23 protein-coding genes and 3 tRNA genes are annotated in these 25,481 nt (G+C 69.9%); 16 read left to right on the top strand and 10 right to left on the bottom strand.

What is annotated here, in order from left to right:
• Window positions 1–22 precede the first annotated feature (22 nt).
• Both BJY18_RS20780 and BJY18_RS20775 read right to left on the bottom strand, forming a co-directional pair.
• Window positions 23–436, bottom strand: coding sequence for an acyl-CoA thioesterase (locus BJY18_RS20780; protein WP_184781540.1), 414 nt, complete (start codon window positions 434–436; stop codon window positions 23–25).
• Window positions 430–1,752: a hydroxyacid-oxoacid transhydrogenase gene (locus BJY18_RS20775; protein WP_221457870.1), complete on the bottom strand. Its 1,323-nt coding sequence runs from the start codon at window positions 1,750–1,752 to the stop codon at window positions 430–432. The genes BJY18_RS20780 and BJY18_RS20775 overlap by 7 nt, the downstream gene beginning before the upstream one ends.
• A gap of 84 nt (window positions 1,753–1,836) precedes the next feature.
• Here BJY18_RS20775 and BJY18_RS20770 point away from each other — a divergent pair, with 84 nt between their 5' ends.
• The 7 genes from BJY18_RS20770 to BJY18_RS20740 all read left to right on the top strand — a co-directional run bounded on the left by BJY18_RS20770 (window position 1,837) and on the right by BJY18_RS20740 (window position 10,521).
• Window positions 1,837–3,480 (top strand): thiamine pyrophosphate-binding protein, encoded by a 1,644-nt coding sequence (locus BJY18_RS20770; RefSeq protein ID WP_184781539.1) that lies wholly within the window; start codon window positions 1,837–1,839, stop codon window positions 3,478–3,480.
• 242 nt (window positions 3,481–3,722) lie between these two features.
• Complete coding sequence (locus BJY18_RS36970; RefSeq protein WP_246458933.1) at window positions 3,723–4,088, top strand: hypothetical protein; 366 nt, start codon at window positions 3,723–3,725, stop codon at window positions 4,086–4,088.
• A gap of 1,091 nt (window positions 4,089–5,179) precedes the next feature.
• The gene (locus BJY18_RS20760; RefSeq protein WP_116046830.1) at window positions 5,180–5,383 is read left to right on the top strand and encodes a cold-shock protein; all 204 of its coding nucleotides are present in this window, start codon (window positions 5,180–5,182) and stop codon (window positions 5,381–5,383) included.
• 101 nt (window positions 5,384–5,484) lie between these two features.
• The gene (locus tag BJY18_RS20755) at window positions 5,485–5,778 is read left to right on the top strand and encodes a heavy-metal-associated domain-containing protein (protein ID WP_184781538.1); all 294 of its coding nucleotides are present in this window, start codon (window positions 5,485–5,487) and stop codon (window positions 5,776–5,778) included.
• Between the two features lie 1,233 nt (window positions 5,779–7,011).
• Window positions 7,012–8,037: an ATP-NAD kinase family protein gene (locus tag BJY18_RS20750; RefSeq protein ID WP_184781537.1), complete on the top strand. Its 1,026-nt coding sequence runs from the start codon at window positions 7,012–7,014 to the stop codon at window positions 8,035–8,037.
• Between the two features lie 127 nt (window positions 8,038–8,164).
• Window positions 8,165–9,550 carry a GlnX family signal transduction membrane protein gene (locus BJY18_RS20745; protein WP_184781536.1) on the top strand — a complete coding sequence of 462 codons (1,386 nt, stop codon included), beginning with the start codon at window positions 8,165–8,167 and terminating at the stop codon, window positions 9,548–9,550.
• A complete protein-coding gene (locus BJY18_RS20740) occupies window positions 9,550–10,521 on the top strand; it encodes a glutamate ABC transporter substrate-binding protein (protein WP_184781535.1) in 972 nt (323 codons plus the stop codon). Before BJY18_RS20745 ends, BJY18_RS20740 begins: the two co-directional genes overlap by 1 nt.
• Window positions 10,522–11,467: 946 nt before the next feature.
• Here the strand turns inward: BJY18_RS20740 and BJY18_RS20735 are convergent.
• On the bottom strand, window positions 11,468–11,629 hold the full coding sequence (locus BJY18_RS20735; protein ID WP_184781534.1) for a hypothetical protein: 162 nt from the start codon (window positions 11,627–11,629) through the stop codon (window positions 11,468–11,470).
• Between the two features lie 27 nt (window positions 11,630–11,656).
• Window positions 11,657–11,815, bottom strand: coding sequence for a hypothetical protein (locus BJY18_RS20730; RefSeq protein ID WP_184781533.1), 159 nt, complete (start codon window positions 11,813–11,815; stop codon window positions 11,657–11,659).
• A 375-nt stretch (window positions 11,816–12,190) separates the two neighbouring features.
• Here BJY18_RS20730 and BJY18_RS20725 point away from each other — a divergent pair, with 375 nt between their 5' ends.
• Window positions 12,191–14,524 carry a serine/threonine-protein kinase gene (locus tag BJY18_RS20725; RefSeq protein ID WP_246460176.1) on the top strand — a complete coding sequence of 778 codons (2,334 nt, stop codon included), beginning with the start codon at window positions 12,191–12,193 and terminating at the stop codon, window positions 14,522–14,524.
• A gap of 81 nt (window positions 14,525–14,605) precedes the next feature.
• Here the strand turns inward: BJY18_RS20725 and BJY18_RS20720 are convergent, their stop codons facing one another.
• Window positions 14,606–15,196: a PaaI family thioesterase gene (locus tag BJY18_RS20720; RefSeq protein WP_184781531.1), complete on the bottom strand. Its 591-nt coding sequence runs from the start codon at window positions 15,194–15,196 to the stop codon at window positions 14,606–14,608.
• 202 nt (window positions 15,197–15,398) lie between these two features.
• Between BJY18_RS20720 and BJY18_RS20715 the strand changes: the two genes are divergently transcribed.
• Complete coding sequence (locus BJY18_RS20715) at window positions 15,399–16,754, top strand: MFS transporter (RefSeq protein ID WP_184781530.1); 1,356 nt, start codon at window positions 15,399–15,401, stop codon at window positions 16,752–16,754.
• A 429-nt stretch (window positions 16,755–17,183) separates the two neighbouring features.
• Here the strand turns inward: BJY18_RS20715 and BJY18_RS20710 are convergent, their stop codons facing one another.
• From BJY18_RS20710 to BJY18_RS20695, 4 genes are all read right to left on the bottom strand, one after another.
• Window positions 17,184–17,648 carry a hypothetical protein gene (locus tag BJY18_RS20710; protein WP_184781529.1) on the bottom strand — a complete coding sequence of 155 codons (465 nt, stop codon included), beginning with the start codon at window positions 17,646–17,648 and terminating at the stop codon, window positions 17,184–17,186.
• Between the two features lie 4 nt (window positions 17,649–17,652).
• Window positions 17,653–18,198 carry a SigE family RNA polymerase sigma factor gene (locus BJY18_RS20705; protein ID WP_184781528.1) on the bottom strand — a complete coding sequence of 182 codons (546 nt, stop codon included), beginning with the start codon at window positions 18,196–18,198 and terminating at the stop codon, window positions 17,653–17,655.
• A 7-nt stretch (window positions 18,199–18,205) separates the two neighbouring features.
• Window positions 18,206–18,511 carry a hypothetical protein gene (locus BJY18_RS20700; protein WP_184781527.1) on the bottom strand — a complete coding sequence of 102 codons (306 nt, stop codon included), beginning with the start codon at window positions 18,509–18,511 and terminating at the stop codon, window positions 18,206–18,208.
• Window positions 18,512–18,684: 173 nt separating this feature from the next.
• The gene (locus tag BJY18_RS20695; protein WP_312873906.1) at window positions 18,685–19,887 is read right to left on the bottom strand and encodes a L,D-transpeptidase; all 1,203 of its coding nucleotides are present in this window, start codon (window positions 19,885–19,887) and stop codon (window positions 18,685–18,687) included.
• Window positions 19,888–20,345: 458 nt separating this feature from the next.
• Here BJY18_RS20695 and BJY18_RS20690 point away from each other — a divergent pair, with 458 nt between their 5' ends.
• Window positions 20,346–20,549 carry a cold-shock protein gene (locus BJY18_RS20690; protein WP_003097368.1) on the top strand — a complete coding sequence of 68 codons (204 nt, stop codon included), beginning with the start codon at window positions 20,346–20,348 and terminating at the stop codon, window positions 20,547–20,549.
• A gap of 797 nt (window positions 20,550–21,346) precedes the next feature.
• Here the strand turns inward: BJY18_RS20690 and BJY18_RS20685 are convergent.
• Complete coding sequence (locus BJY18_RS20685; RefSeq protein ID WP_184781525.1) at window positions 21,347–21,763, bottom strand: hypothetical protein; 417 nt, start codon at window positions 21,761–21,763, stop codon at window positions 21,347–21,349.
• Between the two features lie 449 nt (window positions 21,764–22,212).
• On the opposite strand from BJY18_RS20685, the gene BJY18_RS20680 reads away from it, so the two are divergent.
• The 6 genes from BJY18_RS20680 (at window position 22,213) to BJY18_RS20655 (ending at window position 25,466) form a co-directional block, all read left to right on the top strand.
• Window positions 22,213–22,461 (top strand): hypothetical protein, encoded by a 249-nt coding sequence (locus tag BJY18_RS20680; protein WP_184781524.1) that lies wholly within the window; start codon window positions 22,213–22,215, stop codon window positions 22,459–22,461.
• A gap of 340 nt (window positions 22,462–22,801) precedes the next feature.
• A tRNA-Glu gene (locus BJY18_RS20675) sits at window positions 22,802–22,874 on the top strand.
• 15 nt (window positions 22,875–22,889) lie between these two features.
• A tRNA-Asp gene (locus BJY18_RS20670) sits at window positions 22,890–22,963 on the top strand.
• 31 nt (window positions 22,964–22,994) lie between these two features.
• A tRNA-Phe gene (locus tag BJY18_RS20665) sits at window positions 22,995–23,068 on the top strand.
• A gap of 120 nt (window positions 23,069–23,188) precedes the next feature.
• On the top strand, window positions 23,189–23,740 hold the full coding sequence (locus BJY18_RS20660) for a uridine kinase family protein (protein ID WP_184784745.1): 552 nt from the start codon (window positions 23,189–23,191) through the stop codon (window positions 23,738–23,740).
• A gap of 385 nt (window positions 23,741–24,125) precedes the next feature.
• The gene (locus tag BJY18_RS20655; RefSeq protein WP_184781523.1) at window positions 24,126–25,466 is read left to right on the top strand and encodes an NAD(P)/FAD-dependent oxidoreductase; all 1,341 of its coding nucleotides are present in this window, start codon (window positions 24,126–24,128) and stop codon (window positions 25,464–25,466) included.
• Window positions 25,467–25,481: the final 15 nt, after the last annotated feature.

The following is a 25,481-nucleotide window of genomic DNA, read 5'->3' as shown; positions in this document are numbered from 1 at the left end:
AACTGAACCGCCTGAACCGTCCTCAGGCCGTAACCAGCAGTTCCTCCAGCGACTCACGCAGCTTGCCGGACACCGGTACCGGCCGCCGGTTCTCGCGGTCCACGAACACGTGCACGAAGTGCCCCTCCGCCACCAGCGCGCCGGTGGCGGAGTACATCCCGATCTCGTACCGGACGCTCGACCGGCCGAGGTGCGCCACCCGCAGCCCGATCCGCAACGAGTCCGGAAAGGACACCGAAGCGTGGTACGCGCAGTGCGATTCCACGCACAGCCCGATCACCGGACCGGCCGCGACGTCGAGCCCGCCCCGCTCCACGAGCCAGGTGTTGATCACGGTGTCCATCAGCGAGTAGTGCACCACGTTGTTCACGTGGCCGTAGACGTCGTTGTCCTTCCAGCGCAACGGAACCGTGTGCCAGTGCGGATAGGTCACCACAGGCTCACCGAGGCACGCAGGATGTCCGCGAGGTCGTCCTCGGACGCACTGCGTGGCGCGGTCGCCAGTAGCCGCTGTTGCTTGAGCGTGCCGTCCACCAGAGAGTCCACATCGGACTCCGAGTAGCCGACGGAACCGATTCCGGCCGGGATGCCGATCTCGCGCATCAGGTTGGTCAGCACCGCGGGCAGATGGTCGGCGAGGTCGCCGGGCCACTCGAGATCGGGTGCGAGCAGCCGGGCCACCCGCAGGTGACGCTCCGGCGCCGCGGAAAAGGTGAACCGGAACGCGGCCGGCGCGGTGAGCGACACCGCCATGCCGTGCGGCACCATCGCCTCGTCGCCCGGATAGCCGTCCGGGTGGAAGTCCCGCACCTGCCCGGCGATCGGATAAGCGTTGGCGTGGGGGATGTGCACGCCGGCGTTGCCGAAGCCGAGTCCGGCGAGCGTCGCGGCCAGCGCCATCGCCTCGCGTGCGGCGAGGTCCTCGCCGTCGCGGACCGCGGCGGGCAGCGCCCAGGAAAGCAGCTGCAGCGACTTTTCCGCGAACAGGTCGGCCATCGGGTTCGCGCCACAGTAGGGCACGCGCTCCTCGGGGCGTTTCCTGGCGAAATCGGTGTACGGCTTCGCGGTGTAGCTCTCCGCGGCGTGGCACAGGATGTCCATGCCGCTCGCCGCGGTGACTCCGGCCGGCTGGCTGACCGTGAGCCGCGGATCGACGACCGCAAGGGACGGACGCAACCGGAGGTGGCTGATCCCGCTCTTCACCCGCAGCGACAGCACGTCCAGCACGCACACCGTAGTGCTCTCGGAACCGGTTCCGGTCGTGGTCGGCACCGCGACCAGCGGCTTGAGCGGGTTCGCCGGCGCCCGGCCGCCGCCGACCGGCGCGTTGACGTAGTCCATCAGCTCACCGTCGTTGCTGGTCAGCAGATTGGCCGCCTTCGCGGTGTCGATGCTGGAGCCGCCGCCGACGGCCACGAAGGCGTCGTACGGCCCGGAGCCGCGTGCGAAATCGACCGCCTTCTGGAGACTGACGTCGGTCGGTTCGACGTGCACGCCGTCGAACGTCTCGGTCGCGATGCCGTATCCGCGGATGCCTTCGGCGATCCGCTCCGGCCAGCCGGTGGCCGCGACGACCGGATCGGTGACGACGAGGACCCGGCGTGCGCCGTACTGCGTCAGGTCGTAGCCGATCTCGTCGCTCGCGCCGGTGCCGTACTTCAGCGCCGGTGCTCCGTAGGTGAAGACGGTTTCATGTTCGGTGGACGGCACGGTGGCGACCTCGCTTCCTGCGTGGGCGGGCAAAGCGGACATTCTGCTCAACCTGGCATCCAGTTGTTCAAGATCACTTGACGGCGGTCAACGGTGCCGCCCTAAGCTCTCCTCATTAGATACCAAGTGGGAACCACCGTCGCGCACACGGCCGTGCGCATCCTGATCGAGGCACGGGTCCGCCGGGTGTACGCGGTCGTAGGCGAGTCGTTCCTGGAGCTGCTCGACGCGCTGCGCCGCGAACGTGAGGTCGCGCTCGTCTCGGCGCGCCACGATTCGGGCGCCGCCTTCATGGCCGAGGCGGAAGGCAAGCTCACCGACCGCCCCGCCGTGCTGCTCGCGAGCCGCGGCCCGAGCGCCACCGGCCTCGTCCTCGGCGTGCAGACCGCGTACCAGGACGAGACGCCGATGGTGGTCCTGCTGGAGACGCCCGCGCTCGATCCGGTGCTCACCGGCGAGGTCCCGGCCACCGACCTGACCAGCACGTTCGAGCCGATCTCGAAGTGGTGTGTGCGGGCCGAGGACCCCGACGACGTCCCGCACCTGCTCGCCGAAGGTCTCGCCCGCTGCCGGGAAGGGCGGCCGGGTCCGGTGGTCATCGGCGTGCCGAGCGACGCCTGGGGCGTGCCGTACGACTCGGCCAAGCCGGCAGCCACCGTACGGCCGCCTGCCACCGGCACGCTCGGCCGTTCGGCGGAAGCGGTGGCCGCGCTGGTGGACGAGGCGCGCTATCCGGTGGTGATCGTGGGCGGGCGGGCGCGTTCGGCGCGTGAGGAGCTGATCGCCGTCGCCGACGAGCTGTCGCTGCCGGTGTACAACGCGTTTCGCCGGCAGGATGCGTTCCCGGAGAACCACGAGCGCTACGCCGGGCACCTCGGCCTCGGCATCCCGGCACGGCAGCTCGACGCGCTGGAACGGGCCGACCTCGTGCTCGCGCTCGGTACTCAGCTCGACGAGGTGACCACGCAGGGCTACCGCTACCCGACGGCGCAGCAGACGCTCGTGCTCGTCGGCACGGGGATGGAGGAGCAGCGACGGCGTGGCCTGACCTTCCGGGTCGACTCGGAGGTGGAGCCGTTCCTGCGAGAACTACGGTCGATCGCTTCGCCGCGTACGCGGCGGGCGTCGGCTGCCAACGCCGCCGTGCACACCTTCATGACGCCGCCGGACACCAGTGGTGAGTCGCGCGTACACCCGGCCGACGTGGTCCGCGTGCTGCGGAAGCTCGCACCGGAGGACACCGTCGTCACCAGCGACGCGGGGAACTTCGCGCAGTTCATGCACCGGTACTGGTGCTTCACCGAACCACGCAGTCAGCTGGGTCCGAGCAACGCGGCGATGGGGTACGCGGTGCCCGCTGCGGTCGCGGCCAAGCTCGCGGAGCCGCGTCGCGCTGTCGTGGCGATGGTCGGCGACGCGGGCACACTGATGACCGGACAGGAGATCGAAACCGCCGTACGCTACCGCGCGCCGGTGATGGTGGTCGTCTTCCAGAACGGTCTGCACGGGCCGCTGGCTGTGCACCAGGCACGGACGCACGGCCGGCTGTCCGGGGTGACAGTCCCCATTGTGGACTTCGCTTCGTGGGCGCGCGGGCTCGGCGCGGCCGGGTACACGGTGGACGATCGCCACCAGCTGGAGCCGATCGTGGCCAGTGCGTTGGTACGGCAGCGCCCGTGCGTGATCGACGTGCGCACCGATCCGGACGTGGTCACCCCCGACGTGCGGCTGAGTACCCTGCTCGGCGCCGTCCGTCCGCCCGCGTCCTGAAATCTTCCTGAGAACAGGGGGAAACGCCGGAGACGTTCGGTGGCCGCGGGGGAGGTGCTCGGGTAACCTGGAGGTGTTCTCGGGGTACGGTCCACCGGCTCTGGCCGTCAGTGGAATCCTCGTGGGACAACCGCATTCCCGCAGTGGCGCAGCCGCTGCCGGACGGTTTCTGTCGGTGCCCGATGGCATCATCGCGGTCATCACCCCCCGCCGCTGCGGGGAGGAACGAGGGGAGTTTCGCCGTGACCGACGAAAAGAACGAAAAGCTCCGGCCCGGGCGGGCCAGGGGCAGCCGGACCACGGCCCGTGGAGGCGTGGCGGGCGTGGTCCTGGCCGACGCGGAAGTGTCCGCGTTGCGTGAGGCCGGCGCCGAGGTGTCCGCGTTGCGTGAGGCCGGCGCCGTGGGGCCGGGCGGCACGCGGCGCGGTATGAGCCGGTCCGCTGCCGGTGCGTCCGCGTCCGCAGGTGGCGAGGGCGAGTCCGGAGTGGTCCCGGTGTTGTTCAGCGCCAGCGCGGAGGCCCACGACGTCGCCGTGGTGGCACCCGACCGCGGAGCGGACTGGAGGTCACCGTTCGACGCCCCGCTACGCCCGGCAAGCGGGGAATGACCGCTCCCGCCGTCGCCCGGTAGTGGGGGCGGGTTCGTTCGGGGTGGAGTCGTAGGGGGTTCGAGCTGGGTCGGCGGTGAATGTACCGATCCGCGCGGAGTTGTCGGTGGACGCCGATCCGAGCGGGGTTGCCGGTGGATGTGGGGAATTCGAGCTGGGGCGTAGGCCGAGATGTCGGTCTGAGCCGGTGACGCGGCCGTCCCGTCGGATGGGCTGATGGCGTGGCTTATTGCCTGCGGGCGCCTCGCGTGGTGGGCTTGCGTTGACGCGATGGGCAAGCGCTCGGGGTGGCGATCCTGGCGGCGCGTGAACGCTTCGTGTGGCGTTGCTGCTGCGAATGCGGCTCTCCGGACGTTGGCCGTGGCCCGCCGCTCTCCTGCGGGCGCTGCACGTGGTGCGTGCCGACCGCCGGTGAGCGAGGTCTCGACTTCGTATGCCGTGTCGCTGTTGAGCCTGGCGATGGCAGATTCCTTGTCTGGCAAAGGAACGGCTGGGTGTAGCACCATCGGCTGGCGAGGAAACCTCGAGCCGATCGGGATTACTCGGCCGAGCTGACCGGGGCTGGGAGTGAGCTGATCGCGGCCTTGGCTGGGGCGGCCTGGTTGCTTGGTCGTCTCGGTGGTGTTCGGCGAGCATGGCGTCGCGGACGTGGGCCATCGCGGCATTCGGTCGCCGTGGTCGGGCCGGGACGGATTCGCGTCGAGCTGTCGCGTAGGGGTGAAGGGCGGGCGCTCGGTCACTGCTGTTGCAGGGGGTTCGGCGGGGCGTTTTCCGTGCCGTTGACACGATCGAGCGTTTCGAGGAGGCGGCGACTGGCCGTGCGCGCCGTGCGGCGTCAGGGGCCCCGGTGTTAAGGGTCACAGGGATGCGCGTGCCGGACCTGGACCCGAGCGGGTGAGTCGGGGTTGTCCGCTCGTCGCTGGTTGTGCTTTACTTTCGTTGGTCTTGATTTTTGTGTTCGTGTTGAGTCACGCTCGCAGAATCCAGCGGGCGTTGGGTCTCCTTCAGCATCGTAAGGTGCGCGTCGCCCGGGGATGGACCCGGGACGTCGATGTGGCTTCCCGCTTGGTGTTATGTATGGAGATTGTTAGATGACTCAGGGCACCGTGAAGTGGTTCAACTCCGAGAAGGGGTTCGGCTTCATCACTCCCGACAACGGTGGCGGCGACGTCTTCGTTCACTACAGCGAGATCCAGGGTAACGGTTTCCGTACCCTCGAGGAGAACGCTCGCGTGGAGTTCGAGATCGGCCAGGGTCAGAAGGGCCCGCAGGCCACGTCGGTCAGCGTTATCTGACCCACGTCCTTCGAACGAGGGCCGTCACCCGCATGCCGGGTGGCGGCCCTTTTCGTGCACGCCCCAGATCGAGTCCGAACCGGACTCGTAGGCTGCGCTTCATGATCGACAACGAGTACCTCGTCAGCGGAATGTCCTGCGGCCACTGCGCACAGTCGGTGACCGAGGAACTCACCGCGCTACCGGGTGTGGAAGCCGTCACTGTCGACGTGGAAACCGGAAAGGTGACCGTCCGCAGCACCGAGCCCGTGGCCGAATCATCGATCCGGGCCGCGGTGGACGAGGCCGGCTACACCTACGAGGGATTCACCGCCACGGTCCGCTCCCACACCATGGGACCGTCCACGACGGACAGTCCCGCAGCCGACTCACCGCGCCGCCCGAGTCACGCATAATCGCGACGATTCGCACCTGGCCGTGGCGAGTTGCACGCCGTCGCGACGCTCTGCGCATGATCGTGGCGAGTTGCACGTGATTGCGGCGAGTCGCACCTACCGTGGCGGGGCGTACGTGAACGTGACGATCTGCACGTGATCGCGGCGATCCGCACACGACCGTGGCGAGTCGCACGGCATTGCGGCGAGTCGTACAAATCCGCACCGCCCGAGTCACGCGTGATCGCGGCGATTCACATCTGACCGTGGTGGGTCGCGCATGATGGTGGTGGGTTGCACGTGGTGGCGGCGAGTCGCACCTGACCGTGACGAGTCACCAGTTGATTGCGACGGGCGCGCATGATCGCGGGTCGCGTCACGGTGGCGGTCGGGTGAGGTGGCGAGGGCATGCGCCGAAGCTGCGCAAGCGTCGCCGCAGACCAAGTCATGCGGCTTGCTCTCGCCGGTGACTTCGCCTCACATCCGGCGGCCGGGGGCTCCCGGGGGCCGGTATGCGGGCGGACTCGTACTCCCGGAGAGGCCGTGCAAAGTGCTCCGGCAGGCAGCGAGAGATCGAGGGCCCCTGCAGCAACGTCTCGGCCGTCCCCTTACCGGCCCTGGAAAGTCTCGGCCGTCCCGTCCTGGCTCTGGGGTCTCGGCGGTTTCCTTCTGGCTTGGGGAAGTCTCAGCTGTCCCGTCCGGAGTTTGCGGAGTCTCGGCGGTTTCCACTCCAGACACCGGGGGAGTCTCGGCCCTCCCGTCCTGAATTGGTCTCTCGTCGGTTCCCTTCCGACTCGGGGGAGCCTCGGCTGTCCCGTGCGGAGTCCCGGCCGTCCCCTCTCCAGACACTGGGGATTCTCAGCCCTCCCGTCCTGACTGTGAGGAGTCTGGGCCGTTCCCTCCGCCCCTGGAAGTCTCGCTGTTCCCTCCCGGCTCAGCGACGTCTCGACCGCCCACTTCCCGGCTCCGGGAAGCCGCAGCCCTCCCGCTCCGGCCGTGCGTGGCAACAGCCGTCACGAGCGGTTCCCAGCCGGACGGCGGGTCACGAGCCGGCGACGTCCGGCCGGTCGCCGCTTGGCGAGCCTCAGCCCGCGCTCGTCCGCTCTGCGGCTTCCAATCACGCGCGGACGCTCGCTGTGCTGGGCCATCCGGGCGAATCTTGCCGACTGCAACTCGCTGCAACCCTATCGCGCGGTGCCTGTTCGGGGTCTCCTGGAGCCGCAACAATCCCGGCGGGGCGAGGGAGACGTGGTCGTGGGCGAAGCCGTGGCGGGGATTGTCGCCAATCCGGCGTCGGGACAGGACATCCGGCGGCTGGTCGCGCGGGCCTCGGTATTCCCCACCGCGGAGAAGGCCAACATGGTGCAGCGGCTGCTGTCCGCGTTCGCCGTCGCGGGGGTGGGGCGGGTGCTCGTGTCCACCGACCGCGGTGGTGTCTCGGCGGCCGTCCGGCGGGCGCTCGGACAGGGGACCGGCCCGGTGCCGGGGGTGGAGTTCTGCGACCAGGACCCGCTGACCGGTTCGGCGCAGGACACGGTCAACGCAGTGCGCCGGATGGTCGACGCCGGCGCCTCGGTCATCGTCTGCCTCGGCGGGGACGGCACGGCGCGGGTCGCCGCCACCGCGTGTGGTGACGTGCCGTTGCTCGCCTTGTCGACCGGTACCGACAACGCGTTCCCGCACATGCGGGAGGCGACCGTCGCGGGACTCGCGGCAGGCTTCGTCGCGACCGGCGACGTTGACGTCGATCTGGTCACCCAGCGGGTCAGCGTGCTCGAAGTGGTCACGAAAAACCGGCGGGAGAACGCACTGGTCGACGTCGCCGTCACGGTGAGCAGGCACATCGGGGCGAAGGCGTTGTGGGAACCGGCCGCGCTGACGGAGCTGTACTGCACGTTCGCCGAACCGGACGGCATCGGCCTCTCCAGCATCGCCGGCCAGCTCTGCCCCAGCCCCCGTTCCAGCGCGGACGGTGTGGCGCTGCAGCTCGGCCCGGTCGCCGAATGTGCGCATGTCGTGCACGCGCCGATCGCGCCCGGCCTGGTGAGCCGGGTGGGGGTCCGCGGCTGGAGCGTGCTGCGGCCGGGCGTGCGCGTGGACCTCGCGGCAGCGGGCGGAGTGATCGCAGTCGACGGTGAGCGGGAGCTGGAGCTCAAGAACGGTGAAGGTGCGTACGTCGAGTTGAGGTCCGACGGGCCGTGGTGCGTCGACGTCCGCGCGGTGATGGCGGAAGCCGCCACCCAGGGACTGCTGCGCACTGCCGGCCGGAAGAGGGGATGACGGCAGCTGTCACCGCACGTGGATCGGCGGAGGAGAGATCACGTGCTGGTGACACCTTCCGGGTGTCGTTCGCCGCCCGATCCGCGACCGGATACCTTCTGCGGGTGGCGTACGGGGAGGAACGGGGATGACCAGCACTGCGACGCGGCCGGAAACGTCTGCGCCCGCACCGGAGGAACCGGAGGGACGCAGCGGTATCGCCGGGCTGCTGGAGCTGCCCGGCCAGGCGGTGCGCGCGGTGGTCAGATCCGCGGCGACCACGCCCGGACGGCTGTCGGTGATCGCCGTCGCGCTGGTGGTGCTTTCGCTCGTCGCGGGACTCGTCGGCGTGTTGTCCGTACAAGGCAAGGACAACACCGTCGAGGGCCTGGTGGACCACCGGGAGCCGATCGCCTCGTCGGCACAGCAGGTGTACCGCTCGCTCTCCGACGCGGACGCGACGGCGGCCAGCGCGTTCCTGTCCGTGGGCGCCGAGCCGCCCGCGCTGCGGAAGAAATACGAGCAGGACATCGCGGACGCCGGTTCCGCACTCGCGAAGGCCGGTTCGGACGTCGCCGACGTCGGCAACGCCGCCCAGCAGGTGGACATCCTGAACCAGAAGGTCCCGGTCTACACCGGGATCGTCGAGACGGCGCGGCAGAACAACCGGCAGGGTTTCCCGTCCGGTGCCTCCTACCTGCGCGAGGCGTCGCAGCTGATGCGCACGACGATCCTGCCCGCGGCGAGGTCCCTCTACGAGGCGCACACCACCAAGCTCTTCGACGAACAGGAAAGCAGCTCCGACGTGCCGTGGGCGGCGGTCGCGTTGATCGTGGTCCTGATCGGGGCGCTGGTGGCCGCGCAGCTGTACCTGACCCGGCGGACGAACCGGGTGCTGAACATCGGGCTGCTGGTGGCCACCGGATGCATCGTGCTGTCCCTGCTCTGGGGCACCGTGGCGCTGATCGTGCAGGGCAGCTTCGTGGCGAGCGGCCGCAGCGACGGCACCTCGCAGGTCGACGTGCTGGTGCGGGCCAGGATCGCCGCCCTGCAGGCCCGCGCCGACGAGACCCTCACCCTCGTCGCCCGCGGAGACGGCGCCACCTACGAACAGCAGTTCATCGGACTGGCCGAAAAGCTCGTCGGCGCGGACGGCAAGGGCGGTCTGCTCGGCGAGGCCGAGGACCTCGCCGTCGACACCCCCGGCCAGCAGAAGATCGAGGCGGCCGAAGTGGCTGCGCGCGAGTGGTCGCTGGCCCACCTTCAGGTGCGCAGGCTCGACGACGGCGGGCAGTACAAGGAGGCGGTGGACTTCGCCACGAGCGTGAGCCCGGACAGCGCCGCCGCGGCGTTCACCCGGCTGGACACGAACCTCCAAGCCGCGATCGACGTCTGCCGGCAGGAATTCCTCGATGACACGGAGTCGGGCGACCGGGCGCTCACCGCGCTCGCCCCCGGCGTCGGAGTGCTGGCCGTGCTCGCCGCGGGCGGCGTGACGGTCGGAGTGCGGGAGAGGCTGAGGGAGTACCGGTGATGCGGTCTCGGCACTTCGTCCGGGCAGCCGTACTGGCAGTCGTCGCGGTCTTCACCACGGCGTGCGGGGCGGCGGAGTGGCCCGTCGGCCCGAGCCCGGTGAGTGACGCGGCCTGGCCGAAGCCCGCGGGGGTCGGCGGACCCGACACCAGCGCCGGCGTGGACACCGACACCAGCTGCAACCCGTTGGCCAGCATTCGGCCCACGGCCGGGACGGCAGTGCCGGACGGTTCCACGATGGCGAAGATCAAGGCCCGCGGGAAGCTGATCGCCGGCGTGGACCAGACCACGTACCTGTTCGGGTTCCGCAATCCGAAGACCGGCAACATCGAGGGCTTCGACATCGACGTGGTCAACCACATCGCCGCGGCGTTGTTCGGCACCGCCGAGGGGCACGTGCAGTTCCGCGCGATCCCTTCGTCGCAGCGGGAGAAGGTGCTGGAGGACCACCAGGTGGACGTGGTGGTCCGCACCTACAGCATCACCTGCGCGCGGCGGGAGAACGTGCAGTTCTCCGCGGTGTACTACGTCGCGGGGCAGAAGATCCTGGTGCCGAAGACGTCGGACGCGCAGTCGCTGTCCGACCTGGCGGGCAAGCGGGTGTGCGCGGCGAAGAAGTCCACGTCGCTGACGAAGATCGCCACCGATCCGGCCAAGCCGGTCGCGGTGTCGGTGCCCAACTGGTCGGACTGCCTGGTGATGCTCCAGCAGAACCAGGTCGACGCGGTGTCCACCGACGACACCATCCTGGCGGGCATGGCCGCGCAGGACCCGCGCGTCAAGGTCGTCGGGGAGCAGCTGACCAAGGAGAACTACGGCGTCGGCGTCCCGAAGGACCAGGAAGACCTGGTGCAGTTCGTGAACGCGGTCATCGAGCAGATCCGCGGTGACGGCTCCTGGGCGGCGAGCTACGCCAAGTGGGTGGGGCAGCGGCTGGGGCCCGCGTCCCCGCCGGAACCGCAGTACCGGTGACGTCGGTGGCGGTGACGTCGGTACTGGTGAAGTTGGTACTGGTGAAGTTGGTAGCGGTGATGTCGGTAGCGGTGACAACAGCCGAGTGGCGACGGACAGGCCCCACTACGATCGACCGCGGACAGTGCCGCGGGGAGCTCGGGAGGTAGTTGTGTCGGAGGAGGCGCGCCGTCCTCGGCACGCAGCACCGGACCAGGGCGCGGACGGGTCGTCCGGCCCGGGGGAGCCCACACCGGGAGCGCGAGAGACCCCGGGGCCGGGTGCGTCGGCGGCCGGGCTGCCGGGCACGGGGGTTTCGGGCGGAAGTGCCGGTGCCGTAGCGGGCTCGGGTAGCGCGCCGGGCTCGGGGGGTGCTCCGGGCGCGGACTTGGGCTCCGGACGTGCACCGGACGCGGGCTCGGGCTCGGAGGGTGTGCCTGGCGGAGGTTCGGGACCTGTGTCGGGTTCGAGCGGTGCGTCGGGCTCGGACTCGGGTCCGGGAGGTGCGTCCGGCTCGGACTCGGGTTCGGGCGGTGCCCCGGACTCGGGTTTGCGAGGCGCGCCGGGCTCGGCTGGTGCTGCTGGTTCGTCGGGTGCGGGGCCGAACGCAGCGGGCTCGGGAGCGGGTTCGGCCGGATTCGGTTCGGGTGTGGGTTCTGATCCGGACTCGTCGTGGACGCCGCCTCCGCCGGTGCGGTGGGACACGCCGGAACCGTCGGTGTCCGGTCGTCTCGAGTCACGGTCCGCGGAGGGTTCGGCGGAAGGTTCGGACAATCCGGATGCCGAGACGCTGGTCAACGCACCCGTTCAGCGTCCGCAGCAGTCCGGACCGCCGCCGCAGGGGAGGCAGCCCGGGCGTTCCGCCGGGTGGACCCCCGGCCAGGGCACTCCTGCGGCCGGGACGCAACCGTCCCGTCCGGGTTCGCAGCCGGGCCGGCCGATGCCAGGGCAGCAGGTACCGGACGCATCACAGCACACCCGCGCGCCGGGTCAGCCCGTTTCGGGTGCCCAGGGACAGCAGGTCTCGAACGCGCCGGGCCAGACGCCCGCCGGAATCCAGCGGCCGGGTACCCAGGGACAGCCACACCCCGGTGCGCAGCCGCCGGGCCAGCAACGTCCCGGTACCCAAGGCCAGCAGTATCCGGGCCGACCGACGTCAGCCGCGCCCGGCCAGTACGGCCAGCGGGGCCAGCCCGGTCAGCAAAGTCAGCGGGGGCCGGGTCAGGCAGGTCAGCCCCAGCCCGGCCAGCAAGGCTCGGCCGGCCGAGCTCAGCAAGGTCAGCCCGGCCACCCCGGCACCCAAGGCCGGCAGCACCCGGGCGCCCCGGGGCAGCCAGTTCTGCCGGGACAGCCGCCGTCCCAGGGGCAGCCGCCGTCCCAGGGACAGCCGTCCCAGGGGCAGCCGTCCCAGGGGCAGCCGCCGTCCCAGGGGCAGCCGTATCCGCGTGGGGGGCAGGCGGCGTCGCAGGGGCAGTCGTACCCGCGGACGCCGAGCCGGCCGCAGCAGGGCGGGAGGGCCGAGGCGGCGGAGACGAGCGCGTCGCCCAGTCGTCCGGTTTCCGGGGCTGCCGGGCAGGGCGAGCCGGCCGTGCGGGGGGCGGAGGATCCCACCCGGCCGTCCGGTGATCTGGCTCCGGTGGTGCTGCCGCAGTCGCAGCAGCCGGTCGCGCCGGTGAACCCGGCGGCGCCGATGCCTACGAGTGTGCTCGCCAACCCCGCGCCCCCGACGCAGAGCATCATGCCGCCGGCGCCGCGGGCGGAGCCGTCGGAAGGAGCCGCGCTGCCCGATCCGGGTACCGACAGCGTCGTGTCCTCCGGTGGCAGCGAAGGGCACGGCACCGGCTCGAGCAGCACCGGCACCGGCAGCAGCAGCACCGGAACCGGTTCCGGGAGCACCGGCACCGGCAGCGGCTACCCCGGGACGTCGCGGCGCACCGGCTCGCGGCGTTCCCGTCGCGGACGGCTCGGCGCGGGGCTCATCGAGGTGCCGCCGGTGCCCTACCGCGACCCTTCGACCGCGGTCCTCGCCAACCCGGTGGTCTCCGAGGAGAAGCGGTTCTGCGGCAACTGCGGGGCGAAGGTCGGCCGTGGCAAGGACGGCACTCGCGGCGAACCCGAGGGCACCTGCGAGAAGTGCGGCACCCACTACTCGTTCGTTGCGAAGCTCAAGCCGAACGAGCTCGTCGGCGGCCAGTACGAGGTGCTCGGCGCGCTGGCCTACGGCGGGCTCGGCTGGATCTACCTCGCACAGGACCACAACGTCTCCGACCGCTGGGTCGTGCTCAAGGGCCTGATCGACACCGGGGACGCCACCGCGATGGCCGCCGCCGCCAACGAGCAGCGGTTCCTCGCCGAGGTCGAACACCCGAACATCGTCAAGATCCACAACTTCGTGCAGCATCCGGACGCGCACACCGGCAACTCCGTGGGCTACATCGTGATGGAGTACGTCGGCGGCCAGTCGCTGCGGCAGCTCGCGCTCGCCCACCACCGCGAGAGCAAGCGTCCGGAACCGTTGCCGATCGGTCAGGTCATCGCCTACGGCCTGGAGATCCTGCCCGCGCTCGGCTACCTGCACAGCCAGGGGCTGCTGTACTGCGACCTCAAGCCGGACAACGTGATCCAGACCCGTGAGCAACTCAAGCTGATCGATCTGGGTGCGGTACGGCGGATCGACGACTACGAGAGCCCGCTCTTCTTCACCAGCGGTTACAGCGCACCCGAACTGGCCAAGCAGGGTGCGTCGATCTCCTCGGATCTCTACACCGTCGGGCGCACGCTCGCCGTGCTGAGCTTCGAGTTCGCCGGCTACACCACGAAGTTCAAGAACTCGCTGCCCGGGCCGGACGCGGTGCCGCTGTTCGCGTTGTTCGGCTCGTACTACCGGTTCCTCAAACGCGCCACGCACGCCGACCCGGACCGGCGGTTCATCGCCGCCGACGAGATGTCCGACCAGCTCACCGGGGTGCTGCGCGAGATCATGGCGCTCGGCACCAACACCCCGCGCCCGGCCGCCTCGACGGTGTTCGGGCCGGAGAGTCGCACCTTCGGCGTGCACCTGGTGGTGCCCGAGCACGGTGAGAGCGTGCCGCTGCCGGACGCGGCCGAGGTGGTCTCCGGACTGCCGATTCCGCAGGTGGACACGGACGACCCCGCGGCGGGCGTGCTGGCCACCACCACCGCACTCGACCCGCGGGAGGCGATCGAGGCGCTGGCCGGCGCGCCCCGCGAATCGATCGAGGTGCGGTTGCGCATCGTGCGTGCCCGCATCGAGCTGGGTGAGTTCGTGGAGGCGCAACGGCAGCTGCAGGCCGCGCAGTACCTCGCGATCCGGCACGGCTTCCCGCACGACTGGCGCATCGACTGGTACCGCGGCCTGATCGAGCTGGCCGGCGGGCGGCCGCGGGTCGCGCACGTGGCGTTCGACGCGGTCTACGACGACCTCCCCGGCGAGATCGCGCCGAAGCTCGCGCTCGCGGTGAGCGCCGAGGGCGTCGGCGACTATTTCGGCGCCGCGCGGTTCTACGAGCTGGTGTGGCGCACCGACCGCACGTACGTGAGCGCGGCCTTCGGCCTGGCCCGGGTCTACCTGGCCCAAGGCGCGCGGGCGAGCGCCGTCGAAGTGCTGGAGGCCGTGCCCGCGACCTCCACGCACTACGTCGACGCACAGGTCGCCGCGATCAAGATCAAGACCCGCGTACAGGGCAGTGGCAGCGACCAGAGCCAGGTCACCGAAGGAGACCTGGCCGACGCCTCCGGCAGGCTCGAACGGCTCAACCTCGATGCCGAGCGGCACACCCGCCTGACGGCCGAGGTGCTCGAAGCGGCCTACGACTGGCTGCAGGCTCCCGGGCAGGCGAAGGCGTCGTCCACGAAGGTGCTCGGTTACGCGCTGGAGGAGCGCGACGTGCGGTTCGGACTGGAGCACTGCTACCGCACCCTGGCCCGGCTCGCGGGCACCGCGGCCGACCGGGTGGCGCTGGTCGACCGGGCGAACGCGATCCGCCCGCGCACGCTCACCTGACCTGCCGTCAGATCCGTCAAGGTCTCGTTCAGGGGGTTTGGTTGCCGGAATGAGACCTTGACGGTTTTCGTGCGTCGCGGGTCAGGGGTTGATCTCCCATTCGTCGCCGCGGGTGCGCTCGTTCTTGCGGTTGGCTTCGGCGAGCTTGTCCAGCGCCTGCGGATCGCCGTGCGTGCTGAAGTGCTCGAACCCGACCTGGACGAACAGGCCGCGAGCGGACACCGCGATCGGGCCGTCGGCGGCGTCGAGCCTGCCGTCGGCGCTCACGTAGATCTTGCGCCCGGCCGTGCCGTCGAGCCGGGCCTCGATGTAGAGCGTCGAGCCGACCGGTACCGGACGGCGGAAGTCGGTCTCGAGCTTGCCGGTCACCGCGGGCCGGCGCAGCAGGTTGCCCACCGCCGACCCGAGTGCCTCGTCGAACGCGCAGGCCAGCAGGCCGCCGTGGGCCAGCCCCGGGGCGCCCTGGTGGGCCGGGGTGACGGTGAACTTCGAGTGCACCGTGTTGCCTTCGCCGACCGTCGAGCGCAGGTGCAGGCCCGCCTCGACGTCGTCGCCGCAACCAAAGCACTCGTCGTAGTGCACGCCGAGGTCGGTGCCGGGCGCGGGTGCCTTCGGATGGGCGGCCGGCGGCTCGACGTCGACCGGCGGCCAGGGACCTGAAACACGACTCATGGCAGCGACGTTAACTCGGCCGAAGGATCCCAGGGCACCCGCCCTGACCTGCACGGGCCATTTTCTTCAGCGGACAGTAACCGGTGAATTCCGGACGGTAGAAGTTTTCCCGTTCGCTATGCCGATTAATCCCGGGAGGACAAGACTGGTCGAATGAGTCCGACCCGATCCATTGTCCGTGCACGAGGAGGTCGCCGAGGGGATGAGTGACGCAACGACGGGGAAACCCGAGGTCGATCCGAGAACCGTCAAGCGAGCCGTGATCGCGTCCGCGATGGGTAACGCCACCGAGTGGTACGACTACGGTGTTTTCACCTCCGGGGCGATCGCCGCGACCATCGGCAGCGTGTTCTTCCCCGGTGAGGGCAACGCGGTGCTGAAATCGCTGGCGTTGCTGGCCGTGGGCTTCATCGTGCGGCCGTTCGGCGGTGCGTTCTTCGGCCCGCTGGGGGACAAACTGGGCCGGCAGAAGGTCCTCGCGATCACCATTCTGCTGATGTCCGGCTGCACCTTCCTGGTCGGGGTGCTGCCGACCTACTCCGGCGGGTACAGCATGGGCATCGCGGCGCCGATCGCGGTTCTGCTGCTGCGCCTGATTCAGGGCTTCTCCACCGGTGGCGAGTACGGCGGCGCGGCGACCTTCATCGCCGAGTACGCCCCGACCAAGCGCCGGGGTTTCTTCGGCTCCTTCCTGGAGATGGGCACGCTGGCCGGCTACGTGCTGGGCAACGCGGTCGTGTTGATCGTGTCGCTGTCGCTTTCGACCGAGCAGTTCGACACATGGGGTTGGCGCATCCCGTTCTTCATCGCGCTGCCGATCGGTGCGATCGGGCTCTACCTGCGGTCGAAGCTCGAGGACACGCCGGAGTTCCGGCGGCTCGAGGCGGCGGGCGAGAAGGCACAGAAGGCGCCGTTGCGGGAGACCCTGCAGCGCAACTGGCGGATGATCCTGAACCTGATCGGGATCGTGCTGCTGGTCAACATCGCCGACTACATGCTGTTGACCACGATGCCGTCGTACTTCACCGACACACTGAAGATCGGCGACACCGAGTCCAGCCTGATCGTCATCGGGGTCGAGCTGGTGCAGTTCGCGCTGCTGATCCCGCTGGGTGCGCTGTCCGACCGGATCGGCCGGAAACCGCTGCTGCTCACCGCGGCCATCGGGTTCGTCGTGCTGAGCTGGCCGTCGATCAAGCTGATGCAGGCCGGCAGCCTGGTGTGGCTGATCGTCGGCTTCCTGCTGGTGGCGGTGCTGCTGGCGCTGATGCTGGCGGTGATCGGCTCGACGTTCCCGGCGATGTTCCCGACGCGCGTGCGCTACGGCTCGTTCGCCATCGGGTACAACGTGTCCACCTCGCTGTTCGGCGGTACCTGCGGGGTGATCGTCACGGCACTGGTGGACAGCACCGGCAACGCGGACTGGCCGGCGTACTACCTGATCGTGGCCGGGCTCATCGCGATCGTCCCGATCCTGCGGATCCCGGAGACGTCGAAGGTGCCGATCGAGCAGATCGACACCGCCGACACCGGCGGGAAGTTCGTCGCTGCCAAATGAGTACGACCTGAACGAGCACCGCCCCCGTCCACAGTGGACGGGGGCGGTGCTGTTTTCCGTGTTGCCTACCGGCAGGTCAGCGGGCTTCGGCTGCCTCGACCGGGCGAGGAGTGAAGCGCTTACGGGCCCAGGCAGCCAGGCCACCGGCAACCACGACGGCAACAACGGTTTCGATCATCAGTGCGACGAGCACCATGGTGCTTCCTCCTCAAGTTCTCGGGCCGGCCAGTACTGTGCCGGCTGAGCGACTGGTTTCGGCGACCCCATCGGCCACCACAGAGAACATCGCACCGAGAGCCCGGGATATTTCGTCGAAACCCCACATCGGACCGGTGACCTCGGCCACTCTTGGACGGTCGTGGGTTTCATCAGTCGTGCACCCTGGGTAAGGGAACGTTTTCGCAGGTCAGCGCCTTGGATGGCGGTTGGTCAGCCGGGTTCGGCCGTCGGCCGCGGACCGTCCGGCGTCGAGGACGGGCGTTGCCTGGTCAACGGCGGCTCGTAGGGCGGCGCCGGAGCCATGGTTCGCGAGGCCCGGGGTGGCGAGGACGAGCCGGAACGGCGGTCCCGAGACGGTGAGGTGGCGGGCCGGTCCGACGGCTCCGCCGTACCCGGCCGCTGGCTCGCCGGGCTCCGCGGCGGGCTGGAGGGAACGGTGGCGAGACCGGGTTTCGCGGGTTCGACCGGGGCCGGCGTGCCACCGTGGTTGCCGACCGCGAGACCGGCCACCACGAGCACCGCCGCCGTCGCCGCGGAGCTGGCCGCGACGGCCCAGCGCTTCCGCCGCCGCCGGACTGCCGCGCCGCGGGCGATCACGCCGGCCGCGTCGAGCCGCAGCGGGGGTCCGTCCGGTACCTGCGAGAGCAGGGCGCGGACGTCGTCGTCGGGATCCATCTCGTCACCTCCCTCCGTGGACTGGCAGGGTCGCGAAGTGCGGGCCCAGCCGGGTGCGCAAGGTCGCCAGGCCACGCGCGGCCTGGCTTTTCACGGTGCCGGTGCTGCAGCCGAGTGCCTCCGCCGTCTCCTCGACGGACAGGTCCTCGAAGTACCGCAGCACCAGCACGGCGCGTTGCCGCGGACCCAGCACGGCCAGTGCCTGCCGGATCAGCGGATCGGTCTCGTCCGCCGCGGGCGGGGCCGCGACGTCCGGCGGCAGGTCGGTGAGCCGCTCCCGCTTCCACCGGCTGCGCCGATTCTCCGCGAGAAAGGTGCGCAGCACCACCTTGCGGGCGTACGCGTCGAGCGCGTCGTGGCGCTCCAGCCGTGGCCACGCGAGATACAGCTTGAGCAGCGCAGCCTGCGTGAGGTCCTCGGCGCGGTGCCAGTCCCCGCACAGCAGGTAGGCAGTGGCCCGCAGACTGTGCGCGCGCTCGCCGAAGTACCGGGCGAACTCGCCGTCCCACGGCGAGCCCGGCCCGGACTTCGGACGGGAGCGGGAAACCACCTGGTGATCAGCCTCGGATGGCCGGGAGGTGCAGGTCGCCGGTCGGGCCCGCGGGCACCGCGGTCGGCACGCGGACCTTTCCGTTCGAGCGGGGCGCCTGCGGGCTTGCCGACGGGCGGGACCGGTCAGGCTCGGGCGCGCGGGTGGCCGACGGGCGCGGTGCGTCGGTCGGCGCCTGCGACGGTGCCTGCGGGGCCGACGGCGCCGGCCGCGGCTCCGACGGGGTGTCCGACGCGAAAGCGACCGCCCCACCGGTCGCGATTCCTCCGGCCAGCAGCAGGGCACCGAAGCCCACAGCGAAGCGAATGCGCACGACTTCCTCCTCGTTCACGAGCGCCGGCCCGGATCGGCGGCGCTTCCTCGTACTGGTCATGCGGCCGGCCGCGCGCCGGGTTGCATCGGATTTCCCGGAAACCGCGAACGGCCGGGAGCCACTGGGGTCTCCCGGCCGCCCGGTCCTGCCGATGCGCTCAGCTGCTCAGCTGCTCAGCTGCTCAGCGCGGAGAGCTTGCTCCACGCCGTCCAGTCGTAGGTCCAGTCGCTGTAGTCGCCGTCCTTGGAGCCCAGCTGCTGGGTGCTGCCGGAGATCTCCACCGGATCGCCGGGCAGCACGCTGTCGTAGTACTTCTTCGCGTTGGCGGGCGAGAGGTTCAGGCAGCCGTGCGAGATGTTTTTCTTGCCCTGCGCCCAGACCGAGCCGGCCAGGCCGTGGATGAACTCGCCGTTGTTCGAGATCCGCACTGCCCACGGCACGTTGACGTCGGTGTAGTTGTAGCGCGGGTTGCTCATCGAGTACGTGGAGTGCTTGGACATCACCACGTGCACCCCGCTGTGGGTGACCCGGCCGGGGTCGGAGTCGAGCCCGTAGCTGACCGGGAAGTCCATCACCTGCTTGCCGTCGCGGACGACCTGCATGGTGTGTTCCTTGGTGTTGCCCTTCACGATCTGCGACCGGCCGATGGTGAACTTCGCCGACACGTCGTGGCGGCCGTAGGTGCCGCCACCCATCGCGACGCCGTAGAGCTGCGCGTCCACCGTGACCTTGGTGCCCGGTTCGAAGTACTCCTTCGGCCGCCAGTGCACCGAGGTGTCGCCGTTGAGCCAGGCCCAGGAGCCCTCGGTCTCCGGTTCGGTCTTCACCGACAGCGCTCGCTCGACCGCGGCCTTGTCCTTGACCGCGCGCGGGAAGGTGAGCGAGATCGGCATCGCGATGCCGTAGGTCTGCCCGTCTCCGACGTTGAGGCTGCCGGCCATCTGCCGTTTCGGGTCGACGGTGGTGAAGGCCCCGTTGACCGGCACCTGCTTGCCGTCCTCGCCGGTCGCCTGGCCGGACCAGGTGTAGGTCTTGCCGTAGCCGAGGTCCTCGCTGGTGCTCCAGCTCTTCTTGTCCGCCGACGGCTGCCCCTGCACCTGCTTGCCGTCCGGATTGGTGAGCGTGACCGACGTCAGCGTGCCGTTCGTGACGGCCACCTTCGCCGGTTTGCCCGGCGCCACGTCCTCGGTGCCCGCGGCCGGGGTCAGCGTGAGACTGGCCGGTTTGGCGGCGGGCGCCTCGGACGTGGGCCCACCCCCTTCGGTTCCGCTGGCGCTGACGGTCGGCTCACTGCTGCACGCGCCGAGCGTGAGCGCCGCGACCACGCCCAGCACCGCAATCGCGCCCCGCCGGCGCGCGAAGTGTCGGAATGTCACCCTGATCCCCAATCTCCCCTGGAGTCCCCGACCATCCAGACGTCCGAAACCGCCGGCACGTTGACCGATCGGGTGGTGACCAGCATCACATTTGCTGGTACGCGCCTCACTGTTTCCGCCCATCCGGTCGCTCTCCGTGCGCAACGGGTTCACGCTGGACGCACGAGACCAGGCTAACCGGCAGGTCTGACAGCACAGCGTAGGCAGCGATACGACGTTCCGGTGACGTCCGCCCGATGGAACCGATCGCGTCGATCAACGGGGTTCAGATTTGGCGAGATCCCGGTAGGCTGCCCCCAGGCCGTCGTTTTGCGTGTTAGTGGCTTCACACTCGCGGAACTTCTGACGCGAGCCGTGGGGCCGTACAGCTCTTCGCTCGACTTCGTTGGAACCGCCCGGGACGGCCGGGGTGCCGCTTCGGGGGCATTCGAAGCGGATCTGTAACGAGGAGTACAGCGGTGGCGCAAGGCACTGTGAAGTGGTTCAACGCGGAGAAGGGCTTCGGCTTCATCGCGCAGGACGGCGGAGAAGGCGACGTTTTCGTGCACTACTCGGAGATCGAGGGTCGTGGTTTCCGCACCCTTGAAGAAAATCAGCGAGTGGAGTTCGAGGTCGGCCAGGGACAGAAGGGCCCGCAGGCCCAGAAGGTCCGCGCGATCTGAGACAGGCCCTGCGCGTTTTCTCAGGCCTGAGTGAAGGGCCCCGGCGATTCGTTCGCCGGGGCCTTTTCCTTGTCCGGGCGCGGTCCGGGCGCGAGCGCGGTGGGGGTGCACTGTCGCTGTCGGGTCGTGTCTTGGGCTGCGGTCGCATCGTGGCTGGCGGCCAGGGGGTGTGGCTTTGAGTCGTGGAGACGGTGTGGTTGCAGCGTCGCTGGTGGCGATGGGCGTGGCTTAGGGCGCGAGGTTGGCGTGGTGGCAGTGCTGCTGACGGCCGTGGAGTCGTGGGGGCGGCGTGGTGCGGTGTACTGGTGGCCTTGGGGTGTGACCGTGGAGTCGCGGGGCGATGTGGTTGCGGTGTCGCCGTGGGCGATGGGCGTGGTGTGGGTCGCGGGGTTGGCGTGGTCACGGTGTCGCTGGTGGCCTTGGGATGTGACCGTGGAGTCGCGGGGCGATGTGGTTGCGGTGTCGCCGTAGGCGAGGACGTGTCTTGGGGCGCGCGGACGACGCGGTCGCGCTTCTGTCGCTGGTTTCCGCGGCCGTGTCGGGACGCGAATCGGCGGCCGTGGTGCATGGCCGACCGTCGGAAGTCTCCGCCGGCTGCTGTCAGGTATCACTCCCGGTCACCTTTCGGTGAGGGCAGCCAGTGCCTCGTCACTCACATGAACCAGCCGCGGGGCCGCGCTACCGGCCGGCGGGCGAAGCCTGACCGCGGTGCGGCTCGGAAGAAGAGGTCCCGACCGCCCGGCACAAGAAAACCCCCGGCCGTCGGGGGAAGCCGGGGGTTTTCGTCTGGGGGTGGGTCAGCGGCCGACCGGCTGGTCGAACGCGTCCCGCGGGAAACGGTATTCGTCGGTGAGCGCGTCGGACTCGCGGCGGTCCTGCGCCGAGGCGGCCTGGCCCTCCCACGAGAGGCGCTCCAGCAGCCACTCCTGCGCGAGCGCCTGCGGCGACAGGTCACGCTCGTTCGCGAGGTCCTTGAGCTGCTGGCTGGCGATCAGGTTCAGGCGCAGCTGGTAGACCTGCGCGTCACCGAAGCGGCTGCCGGTGCCGGTGCTCTCCGGGTCGGAGTCCGGCGCGAGGGCGGCGAGGTAGCTGGTGAGCTCGTTGTCCTCGACGATCTCGTCTTCCACGGTCTTGGCGACGGTGCGGTGCCGTCCGGTCGAGACGGCCTTGAGGTTGGTACGGGTGCTCAGGCGGCTGAGGGAGGGAAGAGGCACGCAGACACGATAACGGTTCGGTCTCGGCAAACAAACCACTGTGAGCCACAACACACGATTTATCCGGCTCGTTGAGCCTATTCGATCACCTGAACAGCCCAGTTGATCATCGCATTCCACCACTGTGCGTCAAAGTTTCGCGGAAGCAACGATTGCGCGGGGCTGTGACACCACTCCGAAATGGAGAGACCCCCGCGCCAGGGGGAGGAACGCGGGGGTCGGAGGGGATCTCCACAGGCGCTGACCGGGGGTGTGTCAGCAACTCCGATTGTTGCACGAGTCGCGGGGTTCGGCGAGAGGAAGCGCGGACAAATCCGTTGTCCGGGGCGGCGGAGAAAGACGATCGAGGATGCGGAGAGTGTCCTCAGGTTCACTCTCCGGGGGGCTGCCGGTGCGGCTCGCCGCTGGTTAACCTCGCGCCCAGTTGTCGCAAATCCGGTGGAGGAGCCATGAGCGGATCGGTCGAAGTTCGTCAGTTCCTCCTGCGGTACGAAGGTGCCGACGGGGGAAGTACGGCGTTGTCCGGCGGAGTGCCGGCGCAACGAGGGTCATCGGACGGCCGCGTCTCCGACGACCAGGTCCGCCGCGCCCGCCTGGCGGTCGCGCACGGGGCGCTGGACGCCGAGGACTGCGCGCACCTGCTGGACATGCTGGGCCTGGCGCCGGACGACGACGGGCAGTCGCCGGTCCAGCGCTGACCGATGGCGCGGCGAGCGGCTGACTCCGGCTGGCTGCGGTGTGGCGGTACGCAGGGTGTCGCGTGGGCGCCACGTGCGGCGGTTTGCCGGGTGTCGCGTGGGCGTGACGCCTCGACGGTTCGTCGGGTGCTGCATGGGCGTGACGCCTCGACGGTCTCGCCTGGCGCCGCATCGGCGCGGTGCCTCGAAGGTCTCGCCTACGAGCGTCGTCGCAGGTCCGAGGCCTGTCGGTCGGTTAGCGAACCCCCAGTGCGCGAGGTGGAGGACGTGCCCTATGCTGGTAATCGCTCCCGGGGGAACCCTGAGAGCGCGGTCGGTCGGTTAGCCGAAATCCGGCCGAGCTCCCATCGTTCAGTGGCCTAGGACTCCGCCCTTTCAAGGCGGCAACGCGGGTTCGAATCCCGTTGGGAGTACGCAGTACCAAGTTTGGCCCTGTGGCGCAGTTGGTTAGCGCGTCGCCCTGTCACGGCGAAGGTCGCGGGTTCGAGTCCCGTCAGGGTCGCAAGATCGTTCGGCTGCAGGCCGGCGTTCCCGGCCAGGTAGCTCAGTTGGTACGAGCGTCCGCCTGAAAAGCGGAAGGTCGCCGGTTCGACCCCGGCCCTGGCCACCCACGAAGAAGCCGTCTTGACCCAGGTCAGGGCGGCTTTCTTGCGTCTGCTGGTGCTGATGGATCCGGCTGAGCTGGTCCGGGCGCCGTCGCTCGTCGCAGACTGGGCTCGTGGTGGTCATGGAAGAGGTGCTGGCGGAGGTCCGCCGCCGGCCCGCGGTGGGCGGGATCCGGCTGGTCGGGGTCGACGGGCCGTCGGGCTCGGGGAAGAGCACCTTCGCCAGGAGACTCGCCGCGGTGGCCGGTGCACCGGTGATCGAGGCGGACGACTTCCTGTCCTGGGGCGACTTCTCGGGATGGTGGACCCGGTTCGACCAGGAGGTCCTCGGCCCGCTGCTGAGTGGCCGGGACGCCCGCTACCGGGTGCGGGACTGGCAGCGCGACGAGTTCGGCTCATCGCTGCGACCCGAATGCAAGGTGGTGCGGTGGGCGCCGCTGACGATCCTGGACGGCGTCACGACGACCCGTCGGGCGATCAGTGACCGGCTGGCCTACCGGGTGTGGGTCGACGCTCCCCGCCGGCAACGGTTGATGCGCGGGCTGGCCAGGGACGGCGAGGACCACCGTGACCGATGGCTGCGCTGGCAGGACGAAGAGGACCGCTTCTTCGGCGACGACGCGACTCGCAGCCGGGCGGACCTCGTCATCGACACCACTGACCCGGCCGGTTGAGCCGTGCCTGGCCAGTCCGGTCGGTTGGGCCGCGTCCCGTCGGCCGCGCCAGTTGGCCTGCGCCTCGCCCGGTTGACCTGCGTCTCGCCAGGGTGAGCCGCGCTCCGCGGGTTGGGCCGCGTCCGGCCGGCCCCGGCGGTCGAGCCGAGCCACAACCGACCCGTCCGGCTGAGGCGCGTTCGTCGTCCCGCGGTGGTCCGGGAGCCCGACAGCGTCAGATGCCCGTACGGCTCCGGGCGTTCAGGCCAAAGGGGCAGGTCATCGACGGGTGTGGTGCGGAAGCGGGATTCCGGCGGGAGCCGTGGAGATGATGGGGGCACGGGGCCGGCTCGGCGAGGTCGGACGCTACGAGGCCGGCCGGGCGGTGACCATGCGTGGAGGCGGAATGACTGACGGGACGGCCGTCGTGATCGGGGCCAGTCTTGCCGGGCTGGTGGCGGCGCGGGCGTTGTCGGACACTTTCGCCGAGGTCGTCCTCGTGGACCGCGACGCGTTGCCGGCTCGGGTGGAGAACCGGCGTGGGGTTCCGCAGGGCAAGCACCTCCACGGGTTGCTCGCGCGCGGGTTGCAGTCGCTCGAAGAACTGTTCCCCGGCTTCGCCGACGAGATGGTGGCCGCCGGGGCGCTTCGCGGCGACCTCCAGTCCGATCTGCACTGGTACGTCGACGGATACCAGCTGAAGCCGGTTTCGTCCGGACTGATCGGGATCGCGTCGAGCCGGCCGTTGCTGGAGTCCACGGTGCGGGCACGAGTCGAGCGGCTGCCCGGCGTCAAGGTCCTCGACAACCACGACGTGCTCAGTCTTCTCACCGGTCAGCGGAAGGTGACCGGGGTCGTAATGCGTTCCCGAGTGGACGGTGCGGAGCCGGTCGAGGTGGAAGCCGACCTCGTGGTGGACGCGAGCGGCCGCGGCTCGCGCACGCCGATCTGGCTGGCGGAGATGGGATACGCGCCTCCCGAGGAAACCAAGATGGCCGTGGACACGACGTACGTCACGCGCGCCTACGAACCGAAACCCGGCCGCCCGTACGGAGTTCTGGGCGTCACCGTCGCGGCGTTCCCCGGCTCACCGCGCAGCGGTTTCCTGCTGAAGCAGGAGAACAACCGTTACGTGCTCACCACCGGCGGGGTGTACGGGCTCCGGCCGCCGACCGACGACGCAGGACTGCTCGAGTTCGCGAAAGCCTTGCCCACCCGCGCTTTCACCGAGTTCCTGAGCACCGCCACCCGGGTCGGTGAACCGGTGACCATGCGTTATCCGGCCAGTTCCCGCCGGTACTACGAGAAGCTCACCGAGTTCCCGGACGGTTACCTGGTGGTCGGCGACGCGGTGTGCAGCTTCAATCCTGTTTACGGGCAGGGAATGACGGTCGCCATGGCAGAAGGCGAGATCCTGCGGGACCTGCTGAAGGACGGGCGGCACGAGCTGGCCCGGCGATTCTTCGCCGAGGCCGCGAAGCTGGTCGAAACGGCCTGGTCGGTGTCCAGCGGCGGCGACCTGCGGTTCCCGGAATCGGGCACGAAACTGCCGCCGCAGGCACGGTTGCTCAACCACTACCTGCACCGGGTTTACCGCGTGGCGGCGGGCGATACCACGGTCGCCACCGCGTTCCTGCGGGTCATCAACCTGATCGACTCCCCGGACAAGATGCTGGCCCCGGCCGTGTTCCGACGCGTGTTCCGGCGCCTGCCCCGGGCTTCGCCGGCCGCCGATCGCCGGGCCTGACCCGCTGTTGTCCCC

Origin of the sequence: Amycolatopsis jiangsuensis (assembly GCF_014204865.1) — a bacterium.
GTDB lineage: Bacteria > Actinomycetota > Actinomycetes > Mycobacteriales > Pseudonocardiaceae > Amycolatopsis > Amycolatopsis jiangsuensis.
This window is presented reverse-complemented; position numbering and strand designations above follow the sequence as displayed.